The 15110-nt window shown below is 55.9% G+C and carries 12 protein-coding genes; 6 read left to right on the top strand and 6 right to left on the bottom strand.

The genetic code is table 11. From position 1 onward, the window contains the following. Nucleotides 1-129 precede the first annotated feature (129 nt). Nucleotides 130-600, bottom strand: a complete 471-nt coding sequence (gene argR / locus ACMWLG_RS14085) for a transcriptional regulator ArgR (protein WP_023309388.1) — start codon at nucleotides 598-600, stop codon at nucleotides 130-132. A gap of 397 nt (nucleotides 601-997) precedes the next feature. Between argR and mdh the strand changes: the two genes are divergently transcribed. Then, a complete protein-coding gene (gene mdh / locus ACMWLG_RS14080; RefSeq protein WP_023309387.1) occupies nucleotides 998-1936 on the top strand; it encodes a malate dehydrogenase in 939 nt (312 codons plus the stop codon). A 57-nt stretch (nucleotides 1937-1993) separates the two neighbouring features. Here the strand turns inward: mdh and degS are convergent, their stop codons facing one another. The 3 genes from degS to zapG form a co-directional block, all read right to left on the bottom strand. Next, nucleotides 1994-3061 (bottom strand): outer membrane-stress sensor serine endopeptidase DegS, encoded by a 1068-nt coding sequence (gene degS, locus ACMWLG_RS14075; RefSeq protein WP_023309386.1) that lies wholly within the window; start codon nucleotides 3059-3061, stop codon nucleotides 1994-1996. Nucleotides 3062-3152: 91 nt separating this feature from the next. After that, the gene (gene degQ, locus ACMWLG_RS14070) at nucleotides 3153-4520 is read right to left on the bottom strand and encodes a serine endoprotease DegQ (RefSeq protein WP_023309385.1); all 1368 of its coding nucleotides are present in this window, start codon (nucleotides 4518-4520) and stop codon (nucleotides 3153-3155) included. 171 nt (nucleotides 4521-4691) lie between these two features. After that, nucleotides 4692-5090 (bottom strand): Z-ring associated protein ZapG, encoded by a 399-nt coding sequence (gene zapG, locus ACMWLG_RS14065; RefSeq protein ID WP_008502832.1) that lies wholly within the window; start codon nucleotides 5088-5090, stop codon nucleotides 4692-4694. A 189-nt stretch (nucleotides 5091-5279) separates the two neighbouring features. Between zapG and zapE the strand changes: the two genes are divergently transcribed. From zapE to sspB, 5 genes are all read left to right on the top strand, one after another. After that, entirely contained in the window at nucleotides 5280-6404 is a 1125-nt protein-coding gene (gene zapE / locus ACMWLG_RS14060) for a cell division protein ZapE (RefSeq protein ID WP_045403581.1), read from the top strand. A gap of 292 nt (nucleotides 6405-6696) precedes the next feature. After that, nucleotides 6697-7125, top strand: coding sequence for a 50S ribosomal protein L13 (rplM, locus tag ACMWLG_RS14055; protein WP_006178824.1), 429 nt, complete (start codon nucleotides 6697-6699; stop codon nucleotides 7123-7125). 15 nt (nucleotides 7126-7140) lie between these two features. Further along, nucleotides 7141-7533, top strand: a complete 393-nt coding sequence (gene rpsI, locus ACMWLG_RS14050) for a 30S ribosomal protein S9 (protein WP_003860436.1) — start codon at nucleotides 7141-7143, stop codon at nucleotides 7531-7533. Nucleotides 7534-7841: 308 nt separating this feature from the next. Beyond that, nucleotides 7842-8480: a stringent starvation protein SspA gene (gene sspA, locus ACMWLG_RS14045; RefSeq protein ID WP_014885418.1), complete on the top strand. Its 639-nt coding sequence runs from the start codon at nucleotides 7842-7844 to the stop codon at nucleotides 8478-8480. 5 nt (nucleotides 8481-8485) lie between these two features. After that, nucleotides 8486-8983, top strand: coding sequence for a ClpXP protease specificity-enhancing factor (sspB, locus tag ACMWLG_RS14040; protein ID WP_045355426.1), 498 nt, complete (start codon nucleotides 8486-8488; stop codon nucleotides 8981-8983). Nucleotides 8984-9011: 28 nt separating this feature from the next. Here sspB and gltD read toward each other — a convergent pair whose 3' ends face one another. Continuing rightward, entirely contained in the window at nucleotides 9012-10430 is a 1419-nt protein-coding gene (gene gltD / locus ACMWLG_RS14035) for a glutamate synthase subunit GltD (protein ID WP_045403578.1), read from the bottom strand. Nucleotides 10431-10439: 9 nt separating this feature from the next. Further along, complete coding sequence (gene gltB, locus ACMWLG_RS14030; protein ID WP_045403575.1) at nucleotides 10440-14900, bottom strand: glutamate synthase large subunit; 4461 nt, start codon at nucleotides 14898-14900, stop codon at nucleotides 10440-10442. Nucleotides 14901-15110 lie beyond the last annotated feature (210 nt).

Genomic DNA, 15110 nt, shown 5'->3' with positions numbered 1-15110 from the left:
TAGCATTCACCAGATGAATGTTAATAGGTGGTAAAAAGCACTATTTGTCAAAGTGAAGGGCAGAGGAAAAGAGTGAGAAACGCAGCGGAAACAGAACGATCCCCGCAGCGGCGCTACGGGGAGAGGGGATTAGAGTTCCTGTTCGAACAGTACCAGAATGGCTTCGTGGAGATCTTTCACGGAGAAACCGCTAGCCGGTGTGGTAAAAATGGTGTCATCACCGGCGATAGTCCCGAGGATACCTTCCGTTTTACCCAGCGAGTCCAGCATGCGGGCAATCAGCTGCGCGGCACCCGGGCTTGTGTGGATCACCACGACGGCGTCGTTATGATCGATATCCAGAACCAGATTTTTGAGCGGGCTGGAGGTGGTCGGCACGCCAAGTTCTGCCGGCAGGCAATAGACCATCTCCATCTTGGCGTTACGCGTACGCACCGCGCCAAATTTCGTTAACATGCGGGAGACTTTCGACTGGTTGATGTTATCGAAGCCTTGTTCCTGCAGCGCCTGAACAATTTCTCCCTGAGAACTGAATTTCTCTTCTTTGAGTAGCGCCTTAAAGGCCTTTACTAATTCTTCTTGCTTAGACGAGCTTCGCATAAGTCACCCGGAATATGACGATAGAAACAACATTATTATGCATGTGGATGAATTTTTATGCAAATTATCTACTCAGCGCCAGGCTGAAATAATGTTATGAAAGGGAGTGATTTTATCAGATTTCGTTATCAGAAAACATGCCTGGGTCACGCCACGCAAATAAGCTTAAAAGTAAATTAAATGTTATCAAAATGATGTTGTTTTGGTGGCGGGGCAGGGTGTATTGTAACCACCTCTTAATGCGTTGCCCTCTGTCGTCAGATAGTCTTCTGGTGAGAGATAAAGTCGCGTGACCTCAAATTCTTTAGCTACGAAAATTGTAATTATTTACTTGCTGAATTATGGTCGCCGCAACGGATTTACAGATACTTAAGTTAACCATAATAAGGAGTTTAGGATGAAAGTCGCAGTCCTCGGCGCTGCTGGTGGTATCGGCCAGGCGCTTGCCCTACTACTGAAAACCCAACTGCCTTCAGGCTCAGAACTCTCCCTGTACGATATTGCTCCGGTAACCCCAGGTGTGGCGGTTGACCTGAGCCACATCCCGACTGCTGTAAAAATCAAAGGCTTCTCCGGTGAAGATGCACGTCCTGCGCTGCAGGGTGCCGACGTGGTGCTGATTTCTGCAGGCGTGGCGCGTAAGCCAGGCATGGATCGTTCAGACCTGTTCAACGTCAACGCGGGCATCGTGAAAAACCTGGTGCAACAGATTGCAGAAATCTGCCCGAAAGCATGCATCGGCATCATCACTAACCCGGTGAACACCACCGTGGCTATCGCGGCAGAAGTGCTGAAGAAAGCGGGTGTTTACGACAAAAACAAACTGTTCGGCGTAACCACGCTGGATATCATCCGTTCCAACACCTTTGTTGCTGAGCTGAAAGGCAAGCAGCCAACAGAAGTGGAAGTACCGGTAATTGGCGGTCACTCTGGCGTCACCATCCTGCCTCTGCTGTCGCAGATCCCAGGCGTGAGCTTCACCGAGCAGGAAGTGGCTGACCTGACTAAACGTATCCAGAACGCGGGCACCGAAGTGGTGGAAGCGAAGGCGGGTGGCGGTTCTGCAACCCTGTCTATGGGCCAGGCGGCTGCGCGTTTTGGTCTGTCACTGGTTCGCGCTCTGCAGGGCGAGAAAGGCGTTGTTGAATGCGCTTACGTTGAAGGCGATGGCGAACACGCTCGCTTCTTCTCCCAACCGCTGCTGCTGGGTAAAAACGGTATCGAAGAGCGTAAATCCATTGGTACGCTGAGCGCGTTTGAACAACACGCGATGGAAGGCATGCTGGATACGCTGAAGAAAGATATCACCCTGGGCGAAGAGTTCGTTAACAAGTAATACGAACCGTCTCCCGGTAAAAAAAACGGAGCTTATCGCTCCGTTTTTTTATGCCTGTCAGTTAGTGGCCGGGTATTCCTGAATCGTCACGTGCAGCGTCAGTTTCTTATCGTTGCGCATGACCTCAACAGGGATGATAGAACCCGGGCGAATTTCTGCCACCTGATCCATCGTCTCCAGCGCAGAAACCGCTGGCGTGCCGTTGACCGAAACAATCACATCGTTTACCTGAATCCCCGCGTTAGCCGCCGGACCACCCGGTGCCACCTCGTTAACCACGATGCCCTGAATCTGATCGATACCGCCGCCCTGGGTATGCATCGGTGCAATTTCGCGCCCGCCGATACCGATATAGCCGCGGATCACGCGTCCGTCGCGGATCAGTTTATCCATAATTTTGGTCGCCAGCTGGAACGGAATGGCAAAGCCGATCCCTTCCGGCGTCTCACCGTCGTTACTTTTATCGAACGAGAGGGTATTGATACCCATCAGCTCGCCCAGCGAGTTGACCAGCGCCCCGCCGGAGTTACCGTGGTTGATGGAGGCATCGGTTTGCAGGAAGTTCTGCCGCCCGGAGGGGTTCAAACCGATACGACCGGTCGCGCTGATTATCCCCTGGGTGATGGTCTGGCCCAGGTTGTAAGGGTTACCGATAGCCAGTACGACGTCACCAATATGCGGGGTACGTTTACGGTTGATCGGGATGACCGGCAAACCGCCCGTGGCGTTAATTTTCAGAACTGCCAGGTCGGTCAGGCTGTCAGAACCAACGAGTAACGCCTCAAACACGCGGCCATCCTGCAGAGCGACGATGATCTGGTCGGCATCGTTAATCACGTGCTTGTTGGTAATAATGTAGCCGCGCTCGTCCATAATTACCCCGGAGCCCAGGGTGCGGATCTCCAGCTGGTTATGGGCTGAGGTATTCAGGCCTCGGTTATAGACGTTAACCACGGCAGGTGCGGCACGGCGAACGGCCTGGTTATAGGTGGCCGGCGTTTCATCCGTGCTATCGAACTGGGGAGCCGACAGTTTATTGAACTGACGTAAAGACGGCAGCGCCAGCAGCAGCAGGCCAGCGACAATCAAACCGATGACAGTAGAACGTAAGAGCTTTAAAAGCATGATGCGCGTGTCGTTAAAAAAGGAACGATTTGCAGCATAACATGAGTTATCCGGACATCACACGCAGCGGTGATGTCCGGGTCGCAAATGCTTAGCGCAACAGAATATAGATGGACTCATTGCCACGCATGACCTGCAGGGCAATAACCGCTGGTTTGCTTTCCAGCACCTTGCGCAGTTCGGCAATAGACTGCACGCGGTTGCGGTTGACACCGATAATCACGTCATCCTGATGCAATCCGGCCTGTGCGGCAGGGCTGCTCTTCTCAACGGTATCGATGCTAATGCCTTTCGTACCGTCCTTCAGCTGCCCGTCGCTCAACGTAGCCCCCTGTAGCGCCGGGGCGATAAGCTCCGCGCTGGCCGAGGAAGAGGTGCTCTTATCCAGCGTCACCTCAACGTCAAGCGGCTTGCCGTCACGTATCAGGCCCAGCTTCACTTTGGCGCCAGGTTCCGTCGTGGCAATCCGTGAACGCAGTTCTGCAAAGCTGTTCAACGGTTTGTCGTTCAGGCTGACGATCACATCCCCTGATTTCACGCCCGCTTTTGCCGAGCCGGAGTTTGGCAGCACTTCACTGACAAACGCCCCGCGCTGTACGTTGATATTGAACGCTTTTGCGATATCCGCGCTCATCTCCATACCTTTAATACCCAGCAGCCCGCGTTTGATTTCACCGAACTGGATCAGCTGCTGCGCCAGGGTTTTGGCCATATTGCTGGGGATAGCAAAACCGATCCCGATGCTGCCGCCGCCCGGGGCCAGAATAGCCGTGTTAATCCCAATCAGCTCGCCGTTAAGGTTAAGCAATGCTCCGCCGGAGTTACCACGGTTGATTGATGCATCGGTCTGGATAAAGTTTTCCAGCCCTTCCAGGTTGAGGCCGCTGCGTCCCAGCGCCGAGACGATCCCGGAAGTTGCGGTCTGCCCTAAGCCAAAGGGGTTGCCTACGGCGACGGCAAAATCGCCGACGCGCAGTTTGTCGGAATCCGCGATGGCAATCTGGGTCAGGTTGCTTGGGTTTTGTACCTGCAGCAGCGCGATGTCGCTCTGGTCATCGCCGCCGATCAGTTTGGCATCAAATTCACGGCCATCGTTAAGCTGGACGCTGATTTTATCGGCCTGGCTGATGACGTGATTGTTGGTCAGGATATAGCCTTTTGCCGCATCAATAATGACGCCAGAGCCCAGGCCTTCAAAAGGCTGCGCCTGCTGGTCGGGAGACTCATCGCCGAAATATTTTTTCAGTTCTTCAGGGACGCGTTGGCTTTGTACCGCGGTGCCCTCAACCTGAACGCTGACGACCGCAGGCAACACTTTTTCCAGCATGGGCGCGAGGCTTGGAATGGCCGCCTGGCCAGGCACCTGGGAAGGTATGGCGGCAAATACAGGGACGGACGCCGAGAGAGATAACCCGACACTTAACGCGATAGCGCTCAACAGCTGGTTTTTTTTCTTCATCGATGTTGACTCTCGTAACCTGGAATAAAGGAAAAACGGCCCTAAAAACACGTTGATGTTATTGAATTTTAAACCGCTGAACAATGAGGTGTTTAACTAAATGATAGCTGGGGTCATCAGGAAAGGACGGGCGCAATCGCTGCGCCCGTAAAATAAATTCAGGTTGTGCGATTAATCGCGTTTTACACCGCCGCGCAACAGGCCGGACGCGCCATCGGAATAGTCGCGAGGCATCTGAACGGGCGCCTGATCGTTACCAGCTTCAGAGTCAGCCAGACGGTTGCGGAATGGGTTGGTTTCCGCGGTCATTTCCGGCAGCAGGCTGCTGGAGCTTTTTGCCATATGTTGATACAGCTGACGATAGTCGGTTGCCATGTTGTCCAGCAGCTCGGCGCTGCGGGCAAAATGGCTGACCAGCTCTTCACGATACTCTTCCAGCTCGGCTTTGTTCTTTTCCAGTTCGTACTGCAGTGACTGCTGCTGACGCAATTTGCGATTACCGAAACGCATGGCCACAGCACCAATGACGATGCCGACGACTAAACCGATTAGCGCATATTCCCAGGTCATGAACTTCTCCCGTTGTCTTGTTGTTCCGTAGGGTGTTGGCTCGGCTCCTGCCTGTGCCTGATAATGCCACTATAACCGCTATTTCTGCAGAAGTGGAATCCTGACGTATCATCGCGTAGTGTAGAACGGCCTTTTTTTCATCAGTCACGTCTGCTGGTGAGCGTTAATTGAAGGAATAACAATAAGATTATGCAAAACCTGTCCCCTGCATCGCGATATCAACTGGCCCTTAACGAGGGCACTCATCAGCCTGATGACGTTCAACGTGAGGCGGTAAACCGTCTGGAGATGGTTTATCAGGAGCTCACGGCAAAACCCGCTGAAGTCGAACAGAACGGTGGGCTAAAGGCGGCATTTGGGCGGTTGCTCGGTAAAAAAGCGCCACAGGCTCACGCGCCGGTACGCGGTTTATATATGTGGGGCGGGGTCGGTCGCGGAAAAACCTGGCTGATGGACCTGTTTTACATGAGCCTGCCTGGCGCACGTAAGCAGCGTCTGCACTTCCATCGTTTTATGCTGCGGGTGCATGAAGAGCTGACCGCACTGCAGGGCAAAAGCGATCCGCTGGAGATTGTGGCCGACAGGTTCAAAGCTGAAACGGACGTGCTCTGCTTCGACGAGTTTTTTGTGTCTGACATCACCGATGCCATGCTGCTAGGCGGCCTGATGAAAGCGCTATTTGCCCGCGGGATCACGCTGGTGGCCACGTCGAATATCCCGCCGGATGAGCTCTATCGTAACGGCCTGCAGCGGGCACGCTTCCTGCCCGCCATCGATGCCATCAAGCAGCACTGCGACATCATGAACGTCGATGCCGGTGTCGATTATCGTCTGCGCACGCTGACCCAGGCGCACCTGTGGCTCTCGCCGTTAAATGCAGAGACCACCCGCGAGATGGATACACTCTGGCTGGCGCTGGCGGGGGCAAAACGCGAGCACGCCCCGGAACTCGAGATTAACCATCGACCGCTGCCCACGCTTGGCGTCGAAAACCAAACGCTGGCGGTCTCCTTTACGACGCTCTGCGTGGATGCCCGCAGCCAGCACGACTACATTGCGCTTTCGCGTCTGTTCCACACCGTGATGGTGCTGGACGTGCCGGTGATGACGCGGCTGATGGAGAGCGAAGCACGGCGCTTCATTGCGCTGGTGGATGAGTTTTATGAGCGCCACGTCAAGCTGGTGGTCAGCGCCGAGGTACCTTTATATGAGATTTACCAGGGAGAGCGGCTGAAATTTGAGTTCCAGCGCTGCCTGTCGCGCCTGCAGGAGATGCAGAGTGAGGAATACCTGAAGCTGGAGCATATGCCGTAACAAATGCCACCCTCTCCCTGTGGGAGAGGGGCTGGGGGTGAGGGCACCAGACCGCACAATACACCCCCCCGAAAAACCCATTCCAAATCACATTTAAGGGTCGATCTTTGACCTCAACTTCTCTATAATCTTGCGACCCCACGTTACGAGAAGGTTTTTTTCCCGAAACTTTCTATGTGTCGGCATGTGCTATTCGAAGGGGTAGGTTTGCCGGACTTTGTCGTGTGAACCTCAACTGACTAAACGTTTGGGTGTTCACCAACGTGTAACTTATTATTTGGGTAAGCTTTTAATGAAAACTTTTACAGCTAAACCAGAAACCGTACAGCGCGACTGGTATGTTGTTGACGCGACCGGTAAAACTCTGGGCCGTCTGGCTACTGAACTGGCTCGTCGCCTGCGCGGTAAGCATAAAGCGGAATACACTCCGCACGTTGATACCGGTGATTACATCATCGTTCTGAACGCTGATAAAGTTGCTGTAACCGGCAACAAGCGTACTGACAAAGTGTACTATCACCACACTGGCCACATCGGTGGTATCAAAGAAGCGACCTTTGAAGAGATGATTGCCCGCCGTCCTGAGCGTGTGATTGAAATCGCGGTTAAAGGCATGCTGCCAAAAGGCCCGCTGGGTCGTGCTATGTTCCGTAAACTGAAAGTTTACGCAGGCAACGAGCACAACCACGCGGCACAGCAACCGCAAGTTCTTGACATCTAATCGGGATTATAGGCAATGGCTGAAAATCAATACTACGGCACTGGTCGCCGCAAAAGTTCCGCAGCTCGCGTTTTCATCAAACCGGGCAGTGGTAAAATCGTAATCAACCAGCGTTCTCTGGAACAATACTTCGGTCGCGAAACTGCCCGCATGGTAGTTCGCCAGCCGCTGGAACTGGTTGACATGGTAGAAAAACTGGATCTGTACATCACCGTTAAAGGTGGTGGTATCTCCGGTCAGGCAGGTGCGATCCGTCACGGTATCACCCGCGCTCTGATGGAGTACGACGAATCCCTGCGTTCTGAACTGCGTAAAGCTGGCTTCGTTACTCGTGACGCGCGTCAGGTTGAACGTAAGAAAGTGGGTCTGCGTAAAGCACGTCGTCGTCCACAGTTCTCCAAACGTTAATCCATTCTGCTTACGCAGAACGATTGGCGAAAAACCCGCTTCGGCGGGTTTTTTTATGGATAATGCGCAGGTTATCCACAATATCCATGCATATATCTTCTCTTTTTCCACATTTCCAGAATCCCCTCACCACAAAGCCATCAAAATCTGGTAAACTATCATCCAATTTTCTGCCCAAATATCGGTGAATACTCGATTTTTGTTCGTTTCTTGAACAATGTGTTTTCTCTGGGATGGGCGATACAACATCTGGCTGGCCCCTGTTGGGCTGGTAGCAGTAAAAATTCTGAATATACCTGGAGGTTTTCATGGCTGTCGCTGCCAACAAACGTTCGGTAATGACGCTGTTTTCTGGTCCTACTGACATTTATAGCCATCAGGTTCGTATCGTGCTGGCCGAGAAGGGTGTCAGTTTTGAGATCGAGCATGTGGAAAAGGATAACCCGCCTCAGGATCTGATCGATCTCAACCCGAGCCAAAGCGTACCGACGCTGGTGGATCGCGAGCTGACCCTGTGGGAATCCCGTATCATTATGGAATATCTGGATGAGCGTTTCCCTCATCCGCCACTGATGCCTGTTTACCCTGTCGCGCGTGGTGAAAGCCGCCTGTACATGCAGCGTATCGAAAAAGACTGGTACTCGCTGATGAACGTGATTACCAGCGGTTCTGCTTCTGAAGCTGACGCTGCACGTAAACAACTGCGTGAAGAGCTGCTGGCGATCGCTCCTGTGTTTGGTCAGAAACCATTCTTCCTGAGCGATGAGTTCAGCCTGGTGGATTGCTACCTGGCACCGCTGCTGTGGCGTCTGCCAACCCTGGGCGTAGAGTTCAGCGGTCCTGGCGCAAAAGAGCTGAAAGGCTATATGACTCGCGTCTTTGAGCGCGACTCTTTCCTGGCATCTTTAACTGAACCGGAACGTGAAATGCGTCTCGGCCGAGGCTAATGACTGTGGAAATGTCACAACTTACCCCACGCCGTCCGTATCTGCTGCGCGCCTTCTATGAATGGCTGCTGGATAACCAGCTCACGCCGCACCTGGTTGTGGATGTGACGTTGCCGGGCGTGCTGGTTCCAATGGAATACGCACGTGACGGACAGATCGTACTGAACATCGCCCCGCGCGCGGTGGGTAACCTGGAGCTGGCAAACGATGAAGTGCGCTTCAACGCGCGTTTCGGCGGCGTGCCGCGTCAGGTTTCCGTACCTCTGGCAGCCGTGCTGGCTATCTACGCGCGTGAAAACGGTGCGGGTACCATGTTCGAGCCGGAAGCGGCGTATGATGAAGAGGTTGCCAGCCTGAATGATGACAACGCATCCGATGAGCGCGAAAGCGACACGGTGATGTCACTTATCGATGGTGATAAACCCGATCATCACGACGACAATGACCCTGATGACGATCCGCCTCCGCGCGGTGGTCGTCCGGCTCTTCGCGTCGTGAAATAAAAAACAGGCCCAATCGGGCCTGTTTTTTTTACACTTCCAGGTAGTTCAGGATCCCGTCAGCCGCTTTACGACCTTCGGCAATCGCCGTTACCACCAGGTCAGAACCGCGAACGATATCGCCACCGGCGAAGATTTTAGGGTTGCTGGTCTGGAATGCGTTGTCGCTGCCTTCTGGCGCAATCACGCGACCCTGCGAATCCAGCTCAACGCTGTGCTTCGCCAGCCATTCCATGCTGTGAGGACGGAAGCCGAACGCCATCACTACGGCATCGGCCGGGATCACGTGCTCAGAACCGGCTACGATCTCGGCGCGACGACGGCCTTTCGCATCCGGTGCGCCCATCTCAGTGCGCGCCATCTTCACGCCGCTCACTTTACCGTTGGCATTCACTTCAATACCCAGAGGCTGGATGTTGAACTGGAACTCCACGCCCTCTTCACGCGCGTTTTTCACTTCGCGTTTAGAGCCCGGCATGTTCTCTTCGTCACGACGATAGGCGCAGATCACGTGTGCCGCATTCTGACGAATGGAGGTACGCACGCAGTCCATCGCGGTATCACCGCCGCCCAGCACCACCACGCGTTTGCCTTCCATGCTGACGAACGGCTCATCGGCGGTTTCGCCGTAGCCCATGATCTGCTTGGTGTTGGCAATCAGGAACGGCAGCGCGTCGTACACGCCTGGCGCATCTTCGTTCTCCAGACCGGCGCGCATGGACTGATAGGTGCCCACGCCGAGGAACACGGCGTCGTAATCCTTCAGCAGGTCGTCGAGCTGCACGTCGCGGCCCACTTCCACGTTCAGTTTGAACTCAATGCCCATGCCGGTGAAGATTTCACGGCGACGGGTCATGACCTCTTTTTCCAGCTTGAAGGCCGGGATACCGAAGGTCAGCAGACCGCCGATTTCCGGATGGCGGTCAAAGACCACCGCCTTCACGCCGTTGCGGGTCAGCACGTCCGCACAGGCCAGGCCCGCCGGGCCCGCACCGATGATTGCCACGCGCTTGTCGGTTTGCTTCACGCCGGTCATATCCGGACGCCAGCCCATCTCGAACGCTTTATCGTTAATATAGCGCTCGATGTTGCCGATGGTCACCGCGCCGAACTCGTCGTTCAGCGTACAGGAACCTTCGCACAGACGGTCCTGAGGGCACACGCGGCCGCACACTTCCGGCAGGGTGTTGGTCTGGTGAGACAGCTCGGCGGCTTCAAAAATACGCCCTTCGTTGGCCAGCTTCAGCCAGTTCGGGATGTAGTTGTGTACCGGACATTTCCATTCGCAGTAAGGGTTACCGCAGGACAGGCAGCGGTCTGCCTGTGCCTTGGCCTGGCCTTCTGAAAACGGCTCGTAGATTTCAACAAATTCAATTTTGCGGATCTTCAGCGGTTTCTTTGGCGGATCAACACGCTGCAGGTCGATAAACTGGTATACGTTCTGGCTCATCTGAATTCCTTACTGCGCCTGCACGCGCAGCTCTGCTGCGCTACGACTACGGTGACCCAACAGGGCTTTAACATCGCTGGACTTCGGCTTAACCAGCGCGAATTTCGCAGAGAACGCCGGCCAGTTTGCCAGGATCTCTTCGCCGCGCGAAGAACCGGTATGCTGCACGTGTTCGGTAATCAAACCACGCAGGTGTTCTTCATGGATAGCCAGCGTATCAACGTCCAGCACTTCTACCAGCTCCGGGTTCACGCGTTTGCGGAACTCACCGTCTTCGTCCAGGACGTACGCAAAACCGCCCGTCATGCCCGCGCCGAAGTTCACGCCGGTTTTACCCAGAACGCAAACAATCCCGCCCGTCATGTATTCACACCCGTTATCGCCAATGCCTTCCACCACGGTGATAGCACCGGAGTTACGCACCGCAAAACGCTCGCCCGCACGGCCTGCTGCAAACAGACGACCGCCGGTCGCGCCGTACAGGCAGGTGTTACCGATGATGCTGGCTTCATGGCTGCGGAAGGCTGAGCCGACCGGAGGACGCACCGCCAGCAGGCCGCCTGCCATGCCTTTACCGACGTAGTCGTTGGCATCGCCGGTCAGGTACAGCTCAACGCCGCCTGCGTTCCATACGCCGAAGCTCTGACCCGCGGTACCGCTGAAGTGTGCGGTAATCGGATCTGCTGCCAGCCCCTGGTCACCGTGCGTTTGCGCGATGTAGCCGGAGAGGGAGGCGCCCACGGAGCGGTCGGTGTTGCGGATATCAAACCAGAACGTTTTGCTCTGCTTGTCGTCCACGTACGGTTTCGCCTGCTGCAACAGCTGCGCGTTCAGCACGCCGTTATCGAACGGCGGGTTGTTCTCGGTGCAGTAGACCGCTTTGCCAGGGTGCGGCTGCGCGGTTTCCAGCAGCTTGCTCAGCTCCAGCTTCTGCTGCTTCGCCGTGAAGCCTTCCAGCTCTTTCAGCAGGTCGGTACGGCCAATCAGGTCCACCAGACGCTTCACGCCCAGCTGCGCCATCAGCTCGCGGGTTTCGCGGGCGATGAACTCAAAGTAGTTGGTCACTTTGAACGGCAGACCGTGATAGTGGTTCTTACGCAGCTTCTCGTCCTGGGTAGCAACGCCGGTTGCGCAGTTGTTCAGGTGGCAAATACGCAGGTATTTACAGCCGAGCGCAACCATTGGGCCGGTACCGAAGCCGAAGCTTTCCGCGCCGAGGATCGCCGCTTTAATGATGTCGAGGCCCGTTTTCAGGCCGCCGTCCACCTGCAGACGGATCTTGTGACGCAGACCGTTCGCCACCAGCGCCTGCTGGGTTTCCACCAGGCCAAGCTCCCACGGGCAGCCCGCGTATTTCACGGAGGAGAGCGGGCTTGCGCCGGTACCGCCGTCGTAGCCGGCGATGGTGATGAGATCCGCATAGGCTTTCGCCACGCCGGTAGCGATGGTGCCGACGCCCGGTTCGGAAACCAGCTTCACGGAGATCATCGCCTTCGGGTTGACCTGCTTCAGGTCGAAAATCAGCTGCGCTAAGTCCTCGATAGAGTAGATATCGTGGTGCGGCGGCGGGGAGATCAGCGTCACGCCCGGCACGGAATAGCGCAGTTTGGCGATGTACGGGGTAACTTTATCACCCGGCAGCTGGCCGCCTTCGCCCGGTTTAGCACCCTGAGCGACTTTAATCTGAATCACGTCGGCGTTGACCAGGTACGCAGGCGTCACGCCAAAGCGGCCGGATGCCACCTGCTTGATGCGGGACACTTTGTTGGTGCCGTAACGCGCCGGATCTTCACCGCCTTCGCCGGAGTTGGAGTTGCCGCCGATGCTGTTCATGGCTTCCGCCAGCGCTTCGTGGGCTTCCGGGCTCAGCGCGCCGATGGACATCGCCGCGGTATCGAAGCGTTTGAACAGCTCGGATGCAGGCTCAACCTCGTCAATGCTGACCGCTTCATCACCCGGGTTCAGGGCAATGAGGTCGCGGAGCGTTGCCGCCGGGCGGTTGTTTACCAGCTCAGCGTACTGCTGGTAATCGCTGTATTCACCGCTCTGAACCGCCTGCTGCAGCGTGCGCACCACGTCCGGGTTGTAGGCATGATACTCGCCGCCGTGAACGTATTTCAGCAGACCGCCCTGATCCAGAGGCTTACGTGCCAGCCAGGCGCGTTTGGACAGGTTCACCAGATCCTGCTGGAAGTCAGCAAAACCGGCGCCGCCGATGCGGCTGACCACGCCCTGGAAGCAGAGGTTGGCGACCTCGTCATGCAGGCCGACCGCTTCAAACAGCTTAGAACAGCGGTAGGAGGCAATGGTCGAGATGCCCATTTTGGACATGATCTTGTACAGACCTTTGTTGATGCCGTTACGGTAGTTCAGCATCACCGCGCGGTAATCTTTGTCGATCGCGCGGGTATCCACCAGGCGCGCCAGCGTTTCGTAGGCCAGGTACGGGTAGATCGCCGTCGCGCCAAAGCCTAACAGCACGGCAAAGTGGTGCGGGTCGCGGGCGCTGGCGGTTTCCACAATAATGTTGGCGTCGCAGCGCAGGCTCTTATCGACCAGACGCGTCTGGATAGCGCCGACCGCCATCGGGGCAGGTACAGGCAGACGGTTTTTCGCGATATTACGGTCGGACAACACCAGCAGCACGGTGCCGTTACGCACCATCTGTTCGGCTTTGTCACACAGCGCATTCACCGTCTCTTCAAGGCTCGCTTCGTTCACGTCGAAGGTAATGTCGAGCGTGTCGGCGCGGTAGTGCTCCTCTTTCATAGTGGTGAGCTGTTTGAAATCTGAATACAGCAGGATCGGCGATTTAAAAGTCAGACGGTGCGCCTGGCCTTCGGCCTCGCAGAAGACGTTCATCTCACGACCGATGCTGGTGGCCAACGACATCACGTGCGCTTCGCGCAGCGGGTCGATCGGCGGGTTGGTCACCTGCGCGAACTGCTGGCGGAAGTAGTCGTAAATGATGCGCGGCTGGCTGGAGAGCACGGCAAACGGGGTATCGTCACCCATTGAGCCGACCGCTTCCTGGCCGTTTTCACCGAGCACGCGGATGACAGAGTCCAGCTCTTCCGCGCTGTAGTTAAACTGCTTCTGGTAGCTTGCGAGAGTATCGTCGTCCAGCTCGCGGCTGCCCACTTCTTCGTCCGTAAGATCTTCGAACGGCACCAGGCGACGCACGTTCTTCTCCATCCACTCTTTGTACGGGTGGCGGCTCTTCAGATCGTTGTCGGTTTCGGCGGAGTGCAGGATGCGCCCACCGCGGGTGTCGATCACCATCAGCTCGCCCGGACCGACGCGGCCTTTCTCGACCACTTCGTCAGGCTGGTAATCCCAGATGCCGACTTCAGAGGCGCAGGTGATGAGCTTGTCTTTGGTGATAACGTAGCGCGCCGGACGCAGACCGTTACGGTCCAGGTTACAGGCGGCAAAACGGCCGTCGGACATAACGATGCCCGCCGGGCCGTCCCATGGCTCCATGTGCATGGAGTTAAAGTCGAAGAACGCGCGCAGCTCAGGATCCATATCCGGGTTGTTCTGCCAGGCCGGCGGCACGAGCAGACGCATGGCGCGCACGATATCCATCCCGCCCGCCAGCAGCAGTTCCAGCATGTTATCCATGGAGCTGGAGTCCGAGCCGGTTTCGTTCACGAACGGCGCGGCATCGTGCAGATCGGGGATCAGCGGCGTCTGGAACTTATAGGTACGGGCGCGGGCCCACTGGCGGTTACCGGTGATGGTGTTGATCTCGCCGTTGTGCGCCAGGTAGCGGAACGGTTGAGCCAGCGGCCAGCGTGGAACGGTGTTGGTGGAGAAGCGCTGGTGGAACAGGCAAATGGCCGATTCCAGACGCAGGTCCGCCAGATCCAGGTAGAAGCGCGGCAGGTCAGCCGGCATACACAGACCTTTATAGATGTTCACCAGGTTAGAGAGGCTACAAACGTAGAACTCTTTATCGTCCTGGAGACGTTTTTCAATGCGGCGGCGGGCAATAAACAGACGGCGTTCCATATCACGCGGACGCCAGCCCGCAGGCGCGTTGACGAAAATCTGTTCAATACGAGGCAGCGAGGAGAGGGCGATTTCACCGAGCACCCCTTCGTTGGTTGGCACATTGCGCCAGCCGACAATCGACAGGGTTTCACGCTGAAGTTCTTCTTCGACGATGCGGCGTGAGGCGGCAGCCTTTTCAGGATCCTGGTTCAGGAACAGCATGCCGACAGCGTAGTTTTTGGCTAAACGCCAGCCGCGCTCTTCCGCCACGATGCGGAAGAAAAGATCCGGTTTTTGCAGCAGCAGGCCGCAACCGTCGCCCGTTTTACCATCGGCAAGAATAGCGCCACGGTGCTGCATTCGGGCCAGTGCGTGAATAGCAGTACGCACTACCTTGTGGCTAGGTTCGCCTTCTATGTGGGCGATCAGGCCGAAACCACAGTTATCCTTCTCAAGGGATTTATCGTACAACATATCAGTGAACCTCCCCAGGCTCGTCGGGCTTCCCACTGAACTTTACCGTGGCGCACAGGCACAGAAAGAGCATGGCGACGGGGTTTGCGTTTCATACGCGGACCTCGCATTCGCCCTCTTTTTCATCCTTTCGCGCAGGTAAACAAGTTTGAGGACTTGCTTCAGAGGGAATCTCAATTACTGCATAAATATGATGAGCAGGCCGCTCAT

The sequence above is a fragment of the Enterobacter sp. 01-M-02-SI-ECC genome (assembly GCF_047530595.1).
GTDB lineage: Bacteria > Pseudomonadota > Gammaproteobacteria > Enterobacterales > Enterobacteriaceae > Enterobacter > Enterobacter cloacae_M.
Note: the sequence above shows the minus strand (reverse complement) of the source record. Positions and strands in the feature narration are given on the sequence as shown.

What these genes read in the sequence shown, in the direction of transcription:
- zapE (WP_045403581.1), top strand. Translation starts at nt 5,280, where the DNA reads ATGCAAAACCTGTCCCCTGCATCGCGATATCAACTGGCCCTTAACGAG.
- zapG (WP_008502832.1), bottom strand. Translation starts at nt 5,090, where the DNA reads ATGACCTGGGAATATGCGCTAATCGGTTTAGTCGTCGGCATCGTCATT.
- gltB (WP_045403575.1), bottom strand. Translation starts at nt 14,900, where the DNA reads ATGTTGTACGATAAATCCCTTGAGAAGGATAACTGTGGTTTCGGCCTG.
- degQ (WP_023309385.1), bottom strand. Translation starts at nt 4,520, where the DNA reads ATGAAGAAAAAAAACCAGCTGTTGAGCGCTATCGCGTTAAGTGTCGGG.
- gltD (WP_045403578.1), bottom strand. Translation starts at nt 10,430, where the DNA reads ATGAGCCAGAACGTATACCAGTTTATCGACCTGCAGCGTGTTGATCCG.
- argR (WP_023309388.1), bottom strand. Translation starts at nt 600, where the DNA reads ATGCGAAGCTCGTCTAAGCAAGAAGAATTAGTAAAGGCCTTTAAGGCG.
- rplM (WP_006178824.1), top strand. Translation starts at nt 6,697, where the DNA reads ATGAAAACTTTTACAGCTAAACCAGAAACCGTACAGCGCGACTGGTAT.
- degS (WP_023309386.1), bottom strand. Translation starts at nt 3,061, where the DNA reads ATGCTTTTAAAGCTCTTACGTTCTACTGTCATCGGTTTGATTGTCGCT.
- mdh (WP_023309387.1), top strand. Translation starts at nt 998, where the DNA reads ATGAAAGTCGCAGTCCTCGGCGCTGCTGGTGGTATCGGCCAGGCGCTT.
- sspA (WP_014885418.1), top strand. Translation starts at nt 7,842, where the DNA reads ATGGCTGTCGCTGCCAACAAACGTTCGGTAATGACGCTGTTTTCTGGT.
- rpsI (WP_003860436.1), top strand. Translation starts at nt 7,141, where the DNA reads ATGGCTGAAAATCAATACTACGGCACTGGTCGCCGCAAAAGTTCCGCA.